The organism is Streptococcus sp. 79, from assembly GCF_013277425.1.
In the GTDB taxonomy this organism is placed as follows: Bacteria; Bacillota; Bacilli; order Lactobacillales; family Streptococcaceae; genus Streptococcus; species Streptococcus pseudopneumoniae.
On sequence record NZ_VMMW01000052.1, the window covers coordinates 1 to 15,873 of the forward strand.

A 15,873-nucleotide genomic window follows, 5' to 3' on the forward strand; every position below is an offset into this window, starting at 1 on the left:
AGATTGAAACTAGAATAGTACACCTCTACTTCTAAAACATTGTTAGAAATCGATTTGACTGTCTTGATCGATTTGTCCTGTTCTTATTTCATTTCACTATAAAAACGTTTAAAATGTTTTCAACAACCTATCGAAATCATCGTAAACGCTTCGGCTTACGAATGAATTTGATTGCTGGCATTATCAATCATGAACTAGGATTCTAGTTTTGCAGGAAGTCTAATCAAGAGGAAAGTAAATGACGATTAAGGTAATTGCGACAGATATGGATGGGACCTTGCTGGATGCTAGAGGCCAGCTTGATCTCCCACGCTTGGAAAAGATTGTGGATCAGTTGGATCAAAGGGGGATTCGTTTTGTCATCGCGACAGGGAATGAAATTCACCGCATGAGGCAACTACTGGAGCACTTGGTGGATCGAGTGGTTCTGGTTGTTGCCAATGGTGCTCATATTTTTGAAAACAATGAATTGATTCAGGCTCAGACTTGGGATGATGCCATTGTCGATAAGGCTTTGGCTCATTTCGAGGGTCGAGCGTGTCAGGATCAATTTGTTGTAACAGGGATGAAGGGTGGTTTCGTCAAGGAAGGTACCATTTTTACAGACCTTGAAAGTTTTATGACTCCAGAAATGATTGAAGAATTCTACCAACGAATGAATTTTGTGGATGAATTAACCTCTGACCTCTTTGGTGGTGTGCTCAAGATGAGTATGGTTGTTGGTGAGGAACGTTTGAATTCGGTATTGGAAGAAATCAATGACCTCTTTGATGGCCGTGTTCGGGCTGTATCGAGTGGCTATGGTTGCATTGATATCCTCCAAGCTGGAATTCATAAAGCATGGGGCTTGGAAGAATTACTCAAGCGTTGGGACTTGACCCCCCAACAAATCATGGCTTTTGGCGATAGTGAAAATGATGTTGAAATGCTTGAAATGGCTGGAATTGCCTATGCGATGGAAAATGCTGATGACAAAGCCAAAGCTGTGGCGACGGCTCTAGCGCCAGCCAATAGCCAAGGAGGAGTTTACCAAGTATTGGAAAACTGGTTAGAAAAAGGAGAATGAAGTAGCAGTACAGTTATTAGAAAATTGGTTACTAAAGGAACAAGAAAAAATCCAAACCAAGTATCGTCACCTAAATCAGGTTTCAGTTGTAGAGCCAGATATTCTTTTTATTGGGGATTCCATTGTCGAATATTATCCTCTGCAGGAGTTGTTTGGGACTTCAAAGACAATTGTCAATCGAGGAATTTGTGGCTATCAGACAGGACTGTTATTAGAGAATCTGGATGCGCATCTGTACGGTGGGGAGGTAGATAAAATTGTCCTTTTAATTGGGACGAACGATATTGGAAAAGATGTGCCTGTGAATGAGGCTCTCAATAATCTCGAAGCTATCATCAATCCATTGCTCGCGATTATTCACTGACTGAGATAAAATTACTTTCCGGCTCTTTGTCAACTGTAGTGGGTTGAAGTCAGCTAAGCACGAGAAAGGACAAATTTCGTCCTTTCTTTTTTGATGTTCAGAGCGATAAAAATCCGTTTTTTGAAGTTTTCAAAGTTCCGAAATCCAAAGGCATTTCGTTTGATAAGCTTAATGAGATTATTGGTCGCTTCCAGTTTGGCGTTAGAATAGTGTAGTTGAAGGGCGTTGACAATCTTTTCTTTATCTTTGAGGAAAGTTTTAAAGACAGTCTGAAAAATAGGATGAACCTGCTTAAGATTGTCCTCAATAAGTCCGAAAAATGTCTCTGGTTCCTTATTCTGGAAGTGAAAAAGCAAGAGCTGATAGAGATTGTAGTGGTGTTTTAAGTCTTCTGAATAGCTCAAAAGCTTGTCAAGAATCTCTTTATTGGTTAAGTGCATACGAAAAGTAGGGCGATAAAAACGTTTATCGCTGAGTTTACGACTATCCTGTTGTATGAGTTTCCAGTAGCGCTTGATAGCCTTGTATTCATGGGATTTTCGATGAAACTGATTCATGATTTGGACATGCACACGACTCATAGCACGGTTAAGATGTTGTACAATGTGAAAGCGATCCAGAACGATTTTAGCATTCGGGAGTGAAACAGTCTGGGAGACTGTTTCAGCCTGAGCCTAGAAATTTGAAAGCGAATCTGTTTAGCTAAGTCATAGTAAGGACTAAACATATCCATAGTAATAATTTTCACTCGACATCGGACAACTCTATCATAGCGAAGAAAGTGATCTCGAATGACGGCTTGTGTTCTACCTTCAAGAACAGTGATGATATTGAGCTTATCAAAATCTTGCGCAATGAAGCTCATCTCCATCTCCCGATTGAAACAGTCACTCCCTGGACTGTTTCAACGTCCCAAGACATAATCTTAGGCAGATTTCTAAAATTACACTCAAAGTGGAAGTCATTGAGCTTTCGAATAACAGTTGAAGTTGAGATGGAAAGCTGATGGGCAATATCAGTCATAGAAATCTTTTCAATTAACTTTTGAGCAATCTTTTGGTTGATGATACGAGGGATTTGGTGATTCTTCTTGACGATAGAAGTTTCAGCGACCATCATTTTTGAACAGTGATAGCACTTGAATCGACGCTTTCTAAGGAGAATTCTAGTAGGCATACCAGTTGTCTCAAGGTAAGGAATTTTAGAAGGTTTTTGAAAGTCATATTTCTTCATTTGACTTCCGCACTTAGGACAAGATGGAGCTTCATAGTCCAGTTTGGCGATGATTTCCTTGTGTGTATCCTTATTGATGATATCCATAAATTGGATATTAGGGTCTTTAATGTCAAGGAGTTTTGTGATAAAATGTAATTGTTCCATATGATTCTTTCTAATGAGTTGTTTTGTCGCTTTTCATTATAGGTCATATGGGACTTTTTTTCTACACAAAAATAGGCTCCATAATATCTATAGGGGATTTACCCACTACAAATATTATAGAGCCAGAATATACAACTGATGGACTGCACCTCAGTGTTGCTGGTTATCAGGTTTTGACAAAAGCCTTGAAAGGCTATCTTTACTAAATAGCTAAATAAAGTTAAATTTGAGCATAATATCTTGTAAAAAATTCTAAAATCCTTTAAAATAAAAAGTGATGGAGGAATTTATGAATGTAAATCAGATTGTACGGATTATTCCTACTTTAAAAGTTAATAATAGAAAATTAAATGAAACATTTTATATTGAAACCCTTGGCATGAAGGCCTTGTTAGAGGAATCAGCCTTCCTATCACTAGGGGACCAAACAGGTCTTGAAAAGCTGGTTTTAGAAGAAGCACCAAGCATGCGTACTCGTAAGGTAGAGGGACGAAAAAAACTGGCTAGATTGATTATCAAGGTGGAAAATCCCTTAGAAATCGAGGGACTCTTATCTAAAACAGATTCGATTCATCGATTATATAAAGGTCAAAATGGCTACGCTTTTGAAATTTTTTCACCAGAAGATGATTTGATTTTGATTCATGCAGAAGATGACAGAGCAAGTCTAGTAGAAGTAGGAGAAAAGCCTGAATTTCAAACAGATTTGGCATCAATCTCTTTAAGTAAATTTGAGATTTCTATGGAATTACATCTCCAAACTGATATCGAAAGTTTCTTGGAATCATCTGAAATTGGGGCATCCCTTGATTTTATTCCAGCTCAGGGGAAGGATTTGACTGTGGACAATACGGTTACCTGGGACTTATCTATGCTCAAGTTCTTGGTCAATGAACTAGATATATCAAGTCTTCGCCAGAAGTTTGAGTCTACAGAATATTTTATTCCTAAGTCTGAAAAATTCTTCCTTGGAAAAGATAGAAATAATGTTGAATTGTGGTTTGAAGAAGTATGAAGTGGACCCAGATTATTAAAAAAATAGAAGAACAAATCGAGGCAGGGATTTATCCCGGAGCCTCTTTTGCGTATTTTAAGGACAATCAATGGACGGAGTTCTATATTGGCCAGAGTCACCCAGAGCATGGCTTGCAGACTGAGGCAGGACTAGTTTATGACCTAGCTAGTGTCAGCAAGGTTGTTGGCGTTGGCACCGTTTTTACCTTCTTGTGGGAAAAAGGCAAATTAGATATTGACAGACCGGTAACCGATTTTTTAGCTGAGAGTGATTATCCAGACATCACTATTCGTCAGCTCTTGACTCACGCAACAGATCTTGATCCTTTTATTCCCAATCGTGATCTTTTAACAGCCCCTGAATTAAAGAAAGCGATGTTTCATCTCAAGAGACGAAGTCAGCCAGCCTTTCTTTATTCAGATGTCCATTTTTTGCTGTTGGGCTTTATTTTGGAAAGAATCTTTAATCAAGAACTGGATGTAATTTTACAAGAACAAGTTTGGAAACCGTGGGGAATGACGGAAACCCAATTTGGACCTGTTGAGCTTGCTGTTCCAACAGTTAGAGGTGTCGAGGCAGGTCTGGTACATGATCCCAAGGCTCGCCTCTTGGGCAGACATGCAGGTAGTGCTGGTTTGTTTTCGACTGTAAAGGATTTACAAATCTTTTTAGAACACTATTTAGCAGATGATTTTGCAAGAGATTTGAGTCAAAATTTTTCACCTTTGGATGACAAGGAACGTTCTTTGGCATGGAATTTGGCAGGAGATTGGCTAGACCATACGGGCTATACAGGTACCTTTATCATGTGGAATCGTCAGAAGCAAGAAGCGGCCATTTTCCTATCGAATCGTACCTATGAAAAGGATGAGAGGGCTCAATGGATTGTAGACCGCAATCAAGTGATGAACTTGATTCGCAAAGAAGAGTAAGGAGAGACATGTCAAATAGTTTAAAAGGGACTTTACTAACAGTTGTGGCAGGGATAGCTTGGGGCTTGTCAGGAACGAGTGGCCAATACCTGATGGCACACGGAATTTCAGCTCTGGTCTTGACCAACTTGCGCCTTTTAATCGCTGGTGGAATTCTCATGCTCTTGGCTTATGCCACTGCAAAGGATAAAATGCTGGCCTTTTTAACGGATAAGAAGAGTTTGCTGTCTCTTCTTATTTTTGCTCTAATTGGTCTATTCCTCAACCAATTCGCCTATCTAACTGCTATTCAGGAGACCAATGCAGGTACCGCGACAGTACTTCAGTATGTTTGTCCTGTCGGAATTTTGATTTATAGCTGTATCAAGGATAAGGTGGTACCGACACTGGGAGAGATAGGTTCTATCATATTAGCCATCGGAGGGACCTTCCTGATCGCCACTCATGGGCAGTTGGACCAGTTATCTATGACACCTTCGGGACTGTTCTGGGGGCTCTTTTCTGCTCTGACTTACGCCCTGTATATCATTTTGCCCATAACCTTGATTAAGAAGTGGGGGAGCAGTTTGGTCATTGGTGTGGGAAGGGTCATAGCAGGTTTGGTTGCCCTTCCTTTTACAGGAGTTCTACAGACTGCTATCCCAACTAGTCTTGATTTTCTCCTCGCTTTTGCGGGCATTATCCTTATCGGGACTGTCTTTGCCTATACAGCCTTTCTAAAAGGAGCCAGTCTGATTGGGCCGGTCAAGTCAAGTTTGTTGGCTTCAATTGAGCCAATTTCGGCTGTTTTCTTTGCTTTCCTAATCATGAATGAACAATTTTATCCTATTGATTTTCTTGGCATGGCAATGATTTTAATTGCAGTAACACTGATTTCTTTGAAAGATTTACTCTTAGAAAAATAAAAAGACTCTTTATCGTCCGTGACAGAGAGTTTTTGCCTAGTATTTTATATTCAATGAAAATCAAAGAGCAAACTAGGAAACTAGCCGCAGGCTGTACTTGAGTACGGCAAGGTGACGTTGACGCGGTTTGAAGAGATTTTCGAAGAGTATTAATTATTTTCAAGATAAAATTCAAAACGTTCGCCTACATATTGACTTTTTACGTATTCAAATGCAGTACCATCTTCTAGGTAGGAAACCTGAGTCAAACCAAGAATAGCATGTCCTTTTTCAACTTCCAAATAGTGGGCAATCTTTTCTTTAGCAAGGCGAGCATAGATGGTCTGATGTGATTTACCAATACGGTAGCCATGTTTTTGCAGTGTTTGGAAGAAATGACTAGTGATTTCTTCTTTTTTAAAGTCCTTAATGAATTTTTCAGGAATAGAAGCAACTTCATAAACCAGAGGAACTTTGTCGGCATAGCGGACCCGCTCCATTCGGATAATATTTTCGGTAGGAGAAATTCCTAGCTTGGCAACTTCCTGCTCATTGGGAATGGTTTTTCTGTAGGAAATGAGCTGGCTAGAGGGTACTTTACCTTGGGACTTAACAATTTCAGTAAAACTGGTTGTCCCTCGCATCTTTTCTTGTACCCGAGTACTGGACACAAAGGTGCCACTTCCAACTCTGCGCTCTAAGACACCTTCTTCAACCAATAGAGATACGGCTTGGCGGAGGGTCATGCGGCTGACCGAAAACTGCTCTGCTAAATCTCTTTCACTGGGAAGCCTCTCACCAATAGCCCAACGGTGCTCGTCAATATCCTTTTTAATCTGATCATGGATTTTCATATAAGCAGGTAGCATATTTTTCACTTCATTTCTATCTTTTCTCTATTGTACCCCAATAAACTAGAAAAAGTCAAACTTCGCCTTGTTTATACTCTTCGAAAATCTCTTCAAACCGCGTTAGCTCTATCTGCAACCTCAAAGCAGTGCTTTGAGCAACCTACGGCTAGCTTCCTAGTTTGCTCTTTGATTTTCATTGAGTATTAGTTGGTAATTCGCCCTTATTTGTGATAGAATATTGGAAAAGATATTTCTTTTGAGAAAGGAAAAAGATGAGCAACATTTCAACTGATTTGCAAGATGTAGAAAAAATCATCGTATTGGACTATGGTAGCCAATACAACCAGCTGATTTCACGCCGTATCCGTGAGATTGGTGTTTTTTCAGAACTAAAGAGCCATAAAATTTCAGCTGCTGAAGTTCGTGAAGTCAATCCTGTAGGAATTATTCTATCAGGTGGTCCAAACTCTGTATATGAAGATGGTTCATTTGATATTGACCCAGAAATCTTCGAACTCGGAATTCCAATTTTGGGAATCTGTTATGGTATGCAGTTATTGACCCATAAACTTGGAGGAAAAGTTGTTCCTGCAGGTGATGCTGGAAATCGTGAATACGGTCAATCAACCCTAACACACACACCATCATCTCTTTTTGAATCAACACCTGATGAACAAACTGTATTGATGAGCCATGGTGATGCAGTTACTGAAATTCCTTCTGACTTTGTTCGTACAGGTACATCAGCTGACTGCCCATATGCAGCCATTGAAAACCCAGATAAACACATTTACGGTATCCAATTCCACCCAGAAGTTCGTCATTCTGTATACGGGAATGATATCCTTCGTAACTTTGCCCTTAATATCTGTAAGGCTAAAGGTGACTGGTCAATGGATAACTTCATTGACATGCAGATCCAAAAAATTCGTGAGACCGTCGGTGATAAACGTGTCCTTCTTGGTTTATCAGGTGGGGTTGACTCATCTGTCGTTGGGGTTCTTCTCCAAAAGGCTATTGGCGATCAATTGATCTGTATCTTCGTAGACCACGGTCTTCTTCGTAAAGGGGAAGCAGACCAAGTTATGGACATGCTTGGTGGTAAGTTTGGTTTGAATATCGTCAAAGCAGACGCTGCTAAACGTTTCCTTGATAAACTTGCAGGAGTTTCTGACCCTGAACAAAAACGTAAAATCATCGGTAACGAGTTTGTCTATGTATTTGATGATGAAGCAAGCAAGCTCAAAGATGTGAAATTCCTTGCTCAAGGAACTCTTTATACAGACGTTATCGAGTCTGGTACGGATACAGCTCAAACTATCAAGTCACACCACAACGTGGGTGGTCTTCCAGAAGACATGCAGTTTGAATTGATCGAACCATTGAATACTCTTTACAAGGACGAAGTTCGTGCCCTTGGTACAGAGCTTGGTATGCCAGACCATATCGTATGGCGCCAACCATTCCCAGGACCAGGACTTGCTATCCGTGTCATGGGTGAAATCACTGAAGAAAAGCTAGAAACCGTTCGTGAATCAGATGCTATCCTTCGTGAAGAAATTGCTAAAGCAGGTCTTGACCGTGATATCTGGCAATACTTCACGGTCAATACAGGCGTTCGTTCAGTTGGGGTTATGGGTGACGGTCGTACGTACGACTACACAATTGCAATCCGTGCTATCACCTCTATCGATGGTATGACTGCTGACTTTGCCAAAATTCCATGGGATGTCCTTCAAAAAATCTCTGTACGTATCGTAAACGAAGTGGATCATGTTAACCGTATCGTCTACGATATTACAAGTAAACCACCTGCAACCGTTGAGTGGGAATAAAATATAAGAGTAACTTAGGCTAAGAATCCTTGATTTAACATCATTTTAACAACTGTATGAAGTATTAAAATGAGATAAATATATTTGGATTGTCTCCAAAGCGTTTCCAAAGAAGCTCTAAAATGAGCTTCTTTTTTCTAATATGGAGTAAAAATATTATGAGTTTTAACGTTGATAATCAGCAAAAATCTTTATCTGGTTCTGCTTCAAATTTAACTTTGTCTGAATTGCTTCAAAAAATCCAAAAGATTCCCAAATTGAATGTATCTGTAAAAAAAGGTTATTCAGTTGGATATGAAAATTGTGAAAAACAATTTAAAATGGATTATGCAATTACTTTCAATGACTTTGATAATGAAACTTGGTTAGTTAAACCGACTAGCTCGATTCGAACTGATAGAATCTATGGGAATGAATTTTTTGCTCAAAACATCAAGTTAGTTGATAAGAATGTCACAAGAATCTTTGTTGTTGTACCAGATTCTATTACCGAAAAAGAAATAAAAAATAAAAACGACTATTCAAATAAGATACATAGCGAAACTTATGTATCTTTCTTAGATGATGTACTAACTTTTTCTGAATTAAAAGACTTTGTACTAAATCATGCTTCCGAAAATCTATCTCAAGGGATTAGTGCTAATATTTTGGGAAACAATGCTGAGGATAGTATAGTTGACTTACTGACTGACAAAAACAATATCCTTCTATGGAATAATCACGCAAAACATAGCCAAACAATTAAATCTTCCACTTATAATTGGTTTAGTCAAATCTTAAAAGTTTCTGGTGTTAGTGAACAAGATACTGTTTTAGATATTGTGGCAACTAATTCAATACCTAAATTAAGTAATCGTGGTTATCCAAAAACAGATGTATCTTTTACGATTACTACTGAACAAAAAGAAATAACTAAAAATATTAGTGTAAAAAATACTTCTGCGGATACCGTAACAGTCCATGAGGGAGCTGTAGATGATATTATTCTTGCCCTTAATCTCGATTCTTCTTCGTCATTGGCTAATTCACTCAAAGAATTTCAAGCATATGGTAGTGCTAAAGGTTTGAAAGAAAATAATGAAGTTGCCTATAACACATTAGTTGATGAAATTCATAAATACAATAAAGAATTAGTTAACTTCTTTATGTTTGGGGTCAATAGTCCATTAGTTAACAATTCTATTCAAGTTGCTGATATAATGCTGTATACTAAAAAATTTGAGGTTATTTTAAGGGATTTGTATGTTGATGAATATATTAAGAAATATTCATCTAAAGGACAGTTTGGAACTCCGTTTAAATGGACATACCCTAGTAAAAAACGAGGTCAAAAAGTACAAATCAAAGGTTTTACGAATAATAAAAAGTAGCAGTTCAAATATGATATGCTATTTTTTGATTAAAGGTATACTTTCATTTTATCAGCGACAGCTTTAATTACTGGTACAGCTACTGAGTTACCAAATTGTCTATACATTTGAGTTCTTGAAACTGGTACTTTGAAATCATCTGGAAATCCCATTAGTCGCTTACATTCTAGTTCACTATAAAGTCTCAACCCAGTTTCTCCACCTTTTACAAACGTTCCTGTCAAACGCTGAATTTTGTGATAGCTTGCAACAAGTGTATTTACCTGAATTTCGCTAGTTTTATCAATAATTTGAGGTCTGCCATCATCTTTTTTAAAAAGATATGTATCTTGCAGATGTTTTGAAATTTTGTACCCAGTTGGATTATCTTCTAAAATAGAACCTACTGGGACTTTTTTATCGCTTCCTTTAGGAAATTCAAAGTTATCTACTTTTATATCTGGATGGAAACCTACAATGATAATACGTTCCCTTCTTTGTGGTAAACCAAAACGTTGAGCATCAAGAATTTCATAGAAAATTGAGTAGCCTAATTCTTCTTTTAACGCTCTCATAATGACTTTTAAAGTATTCCCTTTGTCGTGAGTTACAAGCCCTTTTACATTCTCAAGTAAGAAAGCTTTTGGTTTTTTCTCTTTTAAGATACGAAGTACATCAAAGAACAAAGTTCCTTGGGTTTCATGAGTAAAACCTTCACGCTTACCAATATGGCTAAATGGCTGACATGGAAAACCTGCTAAAAGAATGTCATGGTCTGGAATATCTTTCTCATTGATTTGAGTAATATCCCCATATGGTTTTTCGCCATAATTCTCTTCATAAGTTTTAGAAGCATACCTATCCCATTCGGAACTAAAAACACATTCTGTGTTCTTATCCTCAAATCCTTTACGGATTCCACCAATACCTGCGAATAAGTCGATAAACTTTATTGAATCATTTGAAGTAGTTTTCTTTTTAGTGTTCATTTGTGTGTCTATTCCTATTTTAATTAGCTCGGAGCATTTTTGACTAAAATTCTTACAGTTATCAAGCTCAAGTGAATCAATTACATCAATCTCACTCTGAGTTAGATAAATATTTTTCATCTGTTTTTTATCAGAAACTGGTTTTCTTCCCGCTCCCTTGCGTGTGCCACCCTGCATATTTTCTTCCCTACTTCCTTATTCGTAATATAAAACCATTATATCATATTTTTGATAAAAAAATGTTTTTTTCATATATTCGTCCGTATTATTTATTGATAATTTTTCAAACTCATCAAATGGGGACAAATTATGAACAATCGCTAAAGATTCTTCCATTTTTTTGATTTCGAATTTATAATCAAATTCGGTTTCAAAAATATCAATCAACACTTTTAATTTTAAATCTCTTAATTGTTCGAGTGGATAATAGTTTGTATTTATACTCAATGAAAATCAAAGAGCAAATTAGGAAGATAGCCGCAGGTTGCTCAAAACAGTGTTTTGAGGTTGCAGATGGAAGCTGACGTGGTTTGAAGAGATTTTCGAAGAGTATTAAAAGATTAGAATTGTCAAAACAAGCTGTCTAGGCTTGATTTTATCCCTTATTTACTATAAAAATGAGAAGGAAATACGTCAAACTTTTATATTGCAAATAGGAGAAAACATGACAAAAACATTAAAACGTCCTGAGGTTTTATCACCTGCAGGGACTTTGGAGAAGCTAAAGGTAGCTGTTCAGTATGGGGCAGATGCTGTCTTTATCGGTGGTCAGGCCTATGGTCTTCGTAGCCGTGCAGGTAACTTTACCTTTGAACAAATGGAAGAAGGTGTCCAGTTTGCGGCCAAGTATGGTGCCAAGGTCTATGTAGCGGCTAATATGGTTATGCACGAAGGAAATGAAGCTGGTGCTGGTGAGTGGTTCCGTAAACTGCGTGATATCGGGATTGCAGCAGTTATCGTGTCTGACCCAGCCTTGATTATGATTGCAGCGACAGAAGCACCAGGTCTTGAAATTCACCTCTCTACCCAAGCAAGTGCCACTAACTATGAAACACTTGAATTTTGGAAAGAACTGGGCTTGACTCGTGTCGTTTTGGCGCGTGAGGTTTCGATGGAAGAATTAGCTGAAATTCGCAAACGTACAGATGTTGAGATTGAAGCATTTGTCCATGGAGCTATGTGTATTTCATACTCTGGTCGTTGTACTCTTTCAAACCACATGAGTATGCGTGATGCCAACCGTGGTGGATGTTCTCAGTCCTGCCGTTGGAAATACGACCTTTACGATATGCCATTTGGGAAAGAACGTAATAGTTTGAAGGGTGAGATTCCAGAAGAATTTTCAATGTCAGCCGTTGATATGTCCATGATTGACCATATCCCAGATATGATTGAAAATGGTGTGGACAGTCTAAAAATCGAAGGACGTATGAAGTCTATTCACTACGTATCAACAGTAACCAACTGCTACAAGGCGGCTGTGGATGCATATCTTGAAAGTCCTGAAAAGTTTGAAGCTATCAAACAAGACTTGGTCGATGAGATGTGGAAGGTTGCCCAACGTGAATTAGCAACAGGTTTTTATTATGGTACACCATCTGAAAATGAGCAGTTATTTGGTGCTCGTCGTAAAATTCCTGAGTATAAATTTGTCGCTGAAGTGGTTTCTTATGATGATGTGACACAAACAGCAACTATTCGTCAACGGAACGTTATTAACGAAGGCGACCAAGTTGAGTTTTATGGCCCAGGTTTCCGTCATTTTGAAACCTATATTGAGGATCTTCACGATGCCAAAGGCAATAAAATCGATCGCGCTCCAAATCCAATGGAACTCTTGACAATCAAAGTCCCACAACCTGTTCAAGCTGGAGACATGGTTCGAGCTCTTAAAGAGGGTCTCATCAATCTTTATAAGGAAGATGGAACCAGCGTCACAGTTCGTGCTTAATGTAGTTGTTTAGTTTTAAAAAATTATGCAAAGCTCCATATACAACACTTAAACGAGATTAAAGAATGGCGAAATCCCTTGATGTGCAAGGGATTAGCTGTCCTTTTTTATTTTTTAAGTGATAAAGTCGGAGCTTAGGTATCCAAAGCCTATCAAATTAAACAAAGAAGCGATGCCGTCGATATTTTGAAATTATATATTTAAACTAAAAACTCTCTATCTTTTTGTGGTAGAGAGTTTTTTTGTTAATAAAATTTTACAAAATGACATTTATATATTGCATTAAGTTAGATATATGATATAATGTTGTTAAAAAGAGGCGCAACTTTTTAAAATTAATGAGAATCAAAGAGAAAACCAAGAATATTAATGGAGGAATAAAAAATGGAAGTTATAAATGTAAGTAAGCATTATGGTCATTCAATCATTCTCAAAGATATAAATTTCGCACTTAATAAGGGTGAAATTGTTGGTCTAGTAGGGAGAAATGGAGTTGGTAAGAGTACGTTGATGAAAATTCTTGGTCAGAATAATCAACCGACTTCAGGTAATATTATAAGCAGTGATAATGTTGGGTATTTAATTGAAGAACCAAAATTATTTTTATCTAAAACAGGTTTAGAGAATTTAAAATATTTGTCAAATTTATATGGTGTTGACTACAATCAAGAAAGATTTGGAAGTTTGATCCAAGAGTTAGATTTGACTCAGTCTATTAATAAAAAAGTAAAGACTTATTCTCTGGGGACAAAACAAAAATTAGCTTTGCTTCTAACTCTCGTTACGGAACCTGATATATTGATTTTAGATGAACCGACTAATGGTTTAGATATTGAATCGTCACAAATAGTTTTAGCGGTTCTAAAAAAATTAGCTTTAAATGAAAACGTGGGAATTTTAATATCGAGTCATAAATTAGAAGACATTGAAGAAATTTGTGAAAGGGTTCTTTTCTTGGAGAACGGGCTTTTGACATTTTAAAAAGTAGAAAAAGATAGTCATAATTGCTTATTTGAGATAGCTTTTTCATCAGCTACAGATAGAGACATTTTCATTACCAAACAAGAATTTGGGGATATTGTTCAGGAAGAGGGACTGAGAATTACGATGTCTGGTAATATTCAAAGTAGTGAGCTTTTTAAATTTTTTAACGAAAACTCTATTAAAGTAGTTGATTTTGAAACTAAAAAAGAGACGCTTAAAGATATTTATCTAAATCGTTCAAAATAAAGGAAGGTTATCATCATGAAATTAAATAAATTGAATTTTCTTAAGGGAAATATAAGAAATTTATATTCATCAGGCGTAATATATCTCGGTTTGCTTATCTCGTTTATACCGCCGATATTGGCTACATTCTTTATTCTAAAGACTCAAGGGACATCGCTAGGTATTAAGCATATTTCAAACTTTTATGCTATGCCCAGTATGTTAATGGCTGTTATACATGCTAATTGAGTCATTAGTAGAGATTTTTCCCACAATACGGTAAGTTTGTTTTATAATCAACAGAAAAATCGGATGATTTACGTCTTATCTAATTTTCTATATGCCATCTGAGTTTCCATTATTTATGCTTTGAATGGCATTGTGCTACTAGTCATCGTAAGTAAATTGGGTGTTCCAGGTGCTTTAGGATTAGATTTTATAGTAGCTATTGTAGTCAATACAATTTTGTTAGTCCTATTTTATTTTCTATTATCTTACATTTTCTATTTATACAAATTGAAAAGTGGCTTGGTATTTTAGTAGCTTTACTACTCTTTATCCCTAATATATTAAATACGATGATGATGAATACTAGTAATGATTTGTTTATCAAAGCAATTGAACTTCTTCCTTTTTATTCTTTACCTGTATTTGTGGCTTCAAATACGATGTCTATTAGTCAGTATCTTGTGGTAATCACTACAATCATTTTATTGTACTTTTTCACTCTCAAGAAAAGCAAGAAGTATTCATTTTAGTTTCATTTAGTATTATTTTGCATACCTAAAATACAGTAAAAAATCAGTCATCTTGGTATGCTCCTGCTTTCACTATTCAACACGTTTTTGACTTATACTAGGCTCATTTCCAAAAGCATTATATAATAGTGATATGAAACCAACTAAACTAAACAAGAAATATAAGCAATAAAAACTCGTTTAAAAGATCCTACTAAAGCTAATACTAAATAAAAATAAAAGAGTAAACTAGGAAGTTTATTTCAAACAACCTAAAATACTGATTTTCGGCTGAAGATAATACTGGAGTGCTAATTAATGGGGTTATAATAAATAGTTGACAGCTTGTGTTGGTTTTGGATTTTTTAAGAGTAGATGAGTATTAAAACTATAAGGAGGACGAAGGTGGCTAAAAATTTAAAATTAAAATTAGCTCGGGTAGAGCGTGATTTAACACAAGGTCAACTGGCAGAAGCTGTCGGGGTGACACGCCAGACTATTGGTTTGATAGAGGCGGGGAAATACAATCCCAGTCTCTCACTCTGCCAGTCCATTTGCAGATGTTTAGGGAAAAGCCTAGACCAACTATTTTGGGAGGAAGAAGATGAAAAATAGATTTTATTATTATCAATTACTTGACGAAAGAGAAGAACAACTAATCAATAAAGCTGGGGCAGAATCCTTTTCCCTCTTTATTGGGCTTGTACTTCTAAGCTATTTGGTGGCAGTGTTGGCTCCATCTCTTTTTAATCCGAATTTTCTAGTCTATACTCTGATAGTAGGAATTTTCTTCTTTTTCAATCGTGCCCGTTATCTGGGAGTGACCTACTATAGTCGTTTTCATTTTACGATTTTGGGTTGTTTTTTTCTAACCTTGGCGATTACGGTTCTTTTGATGTTGCAGAATTATCAATTCAACATAGAAATTTATCAGCACAATCCTTTGAACGTTAAATACCTATCTGCTTGGGTCATTACTTATGTCATTTACCTTCCTTGGGTTTTTATAGGCAATCTCGGTCTGAAGAGCTATGGAGAATGGGCTCAGAAAAAATTTGAGCAAGACATGGATGAACTGGAGAGTAGTGAATAGCTTGTTACTCTTTTCTCAATCCAGCTAAAATGTGATATAATCCCGACTTTATCACTTAAAAAATACAAAAGGGCAGCTACCCCCTTGCGCGACAAGGGATTTCGCTGTTCTTTAATCTCGTTTAGGTGTTGTATATGGAGCTTTGGCGTAATTTTTGAGTTCTTCAAACTTCACGAACCCTTTGTTCCATTCCATGCCCAATAATCTATTTAGTAGCT

Annotated in this window: 12 protein-coding genes and 6 pseudogenes; 14 read left to right on the plus strand and 4 right to left on the minus strand. The window is 37.0% G+C overall.

The window, feature by feature from the left end:
- Positions 1 to 98 precede the first annotated feature (98 nt).
- The 3 genes and pseudogenes from HT729_RS07960 to HT729_RS07970 form a co-directional block, all read left to right on the plus strand.
- Positions 99 to 206, plus strand: a pseudogene (locus HT729_RS07960) (IS5/IS1182 family transposase); the annotation flags it as partial.
- A 32-nt stretch (positions 207 to 238) separates the two neighbouring features.
- Positions 239 to 1,066: an HAD family hydrolase gene (locus tag HT729_RS07965; RefSeq protein ID WP_000153523.1), complete on the plus strand. Its 828-nt coding sequence runs from the start codon at positions 239 to 241 to the stop codon at positions 1,064 to 1,066.
- Positions 1,067 to 1,115: 49 nt separating this feature from the next.
- A pseudogene (locus HT729_RS07970) lies at positions 1,116 to 1,450 on the plus strand (GDSL-type esterase/lipase family protein); the annotation flags it as partial.
- A 33-nt stretch (positions 1,451 to 1,483) separates the two neighbouring features.
- On the opposite strand, the pseudogene HT729_RS07975 reads toward HT729_RS07970, so the two are convergent.
- Positions 1,484 to 2,810, minus strand: a pseudogene (locus HT729_RS07975) (transposase).
- Between the two features lie 116 nt (positions 2,811 to 2,926).
- Between HT729_RS07975 and HT729_RS07980 the strand changes: the two are divergent.
- From HT729_RS07980 to HT729_RS07995, 4 genes and pseudogenes are all read left to right on the plus strand, one after another.
- Positions 2,927 to 3,016 (plus strand): annotated as a pseudogene (locus tag HT729_RS07980) (platelet activating factor); the annotation flags it as partial.
- Positions 3,017 to 3,099: 83 nt separating this feature from the next.
- The gene (locus HT729_RS07985; protein WP_023936414.1) at positions 3,100 to 3,825 is read left to right on the plus strand and encodes a CppA family protein; all 726 of its coding nucleotides are present in this window, start codon (positions 3,100 to 3,102) and stop codon (positions 3,823 to 3,825) included.
- Entirely contained in the window at positions 3,822 to 4,757 is a 936-nt protein-coding gene (locus HT729_RS07990) for a serine hydrolase domain-containing protein (RefSeq protein WP_100127980.1), read from the plus strand. Before HT729_RS07985 ends, HT729_RS07990 begins: the two co-directional genes overlap by 4 nt.
- Before the next feature lie 8 nt (positions 4,758 to 4,765).
- Positions 4,766 to 5,662, plus strand: a complete 897-nt coding sequence (locus tag HT729_RS07995; RefSeq protein ID WP_100127979.1) for a DMT family transporter — start codon at positions 4,766 to 4,768, stop codon at positions 5,660 to 5,662.
- A gap of 149 nt (positions 5,663 to 5,811) precedes the next feature.
- Here HT729_RS07995 and HT729_RS08000 read toward each other — a convergent pair whose 3' ends face one another.
- Positions 5,812 to 6,510, minus strand: a complete 699-nt coding sequence (locus tag HT729_RS08000) for a GntR family transcriptional regulator (RefSeq protein WP_000936194.1) — start codon at positions 6,508 to 6,510, stop codon at positions 5,812 to 5,814.
- 254 nt (positions 6,511 to 6,764) lie between these two features.
- Here HT729_RS08000 and guaA point away from each other — a divergent pair, with 254 nt between their 5' ends.
- Entirely contained in the window at positions 6,765 to 8,327 is a 1,563-nt protein-coding gene (guaA, locus tag HT729_RS08005; protein ID WP_138707963.1) for a glutamine-hydrolyzing GMP synthase, read from the plus strand.
- A gap of 158 nt (positions 8,328 to 8,485) precedes the next feature.
- Positions 8,486 to 9,697, plus strand: a complete 1,212-nt coding sequence (locus HT729_RS08010) for an MspI family type II restriction endonuclease (RefSeq protein WP_023941642.1) — start codon at positions 8,486 to 8,488, stop codon at positions 9,695 to 9,697.
- 29 nt (positions 9,698 to 9,726) lie between these two features.
- Here HT729_RS08010 and HT729_RS08015 read toward each other — a convergent pair whose 3' ends face one another.
- The gene (locus HT729_RS08015) at positions 9,727 to 10,842 is read right to left on the minus strand and encodes a DNA cytosine methyltransferase (protein WP_050208599.1); all 1,116 of its coding nucleotides are present in this window, start codon (positions 10,840 to 10,842) and stop codon (positions 9,727 to 9,729) included.
- 18 nt (positions 10,843 to 10,860) lie between these two features.
- Positions 10,861 to 11,052, minus strand: coding sequence for a hypothetical protein (locus tag HT729_RS08020; RefSeq protein WP_205380679.1), 192 nt, complete (start codon positions 11,050 to 11,052; stop codon positions 10,861 to 10,863).
- Between the two features lie 277 nt (positions 11,053 to 11,329).
- On the opposite strand from HT729_RS08020, the gene HT729_RS08025 reads away from it, so the two are divergent.
- The 5 genes and pseudogenes from HT729_RS08025 (at position 11,330) to HT729_RS08045 (ending at position 15,655) form a co-directional block, all read left to right on the plus strand.
- Positions 11,330 to 12,616: a U32 family peptidase gene (locus HT729_RS08025; RefSeq protein WP_054392801.1), complete on the plus strand. Its 1,287-nt coding sequence runs from the start codon at positions 11,330 to 11,332 to the stop codon at positions 12,614 to 12,616.
- Between the two features lie 338 nt (positions 12,617 to 12,954).
- A pseudogene (locus tag HT729_RS08030) lies at positions 12,955 to 13,846 on the plus strand (ABC transporter ATP-binding protein).
- Between the two features lie 15 nt (positions 13,847 to 13,861).
- Positions 13,862 to 14,583: pseudogene (locus HT729_RS12110) on the plus strand (hypothetical protein).
- A 384-nt stretch (positions 14,584 to 14,967) separates the two neighbouring features.
- Complete coding sequence (locus HT729_RS08040) at positions 14,968 to 15,177, plus strand: helix-turn-helix transcriptional regulator (protein ID WP_172929942.1); 210 nt, start codon at positions 14,968 to 14,970, stop codon at positions 15,175 to 15,177.
- Positions 15,167 to 15,655 (plus strand): DUF6773 family protein, encoded by a 489-nt coding sequence (locus tag HT729_RS08045; protein WP_100104268.1) that lies wholly within the window; start codon positions 15,167 to 15,169, stop codon positions 15,653 to 15,655. The genes HT729_RS08040 and HT729_RS08045 overlap by 11 nt, the downstream gene beginning before the upstream one ends.
- Positions 15,656 to 15,873 lie beyond the last annotated feature (218 nt).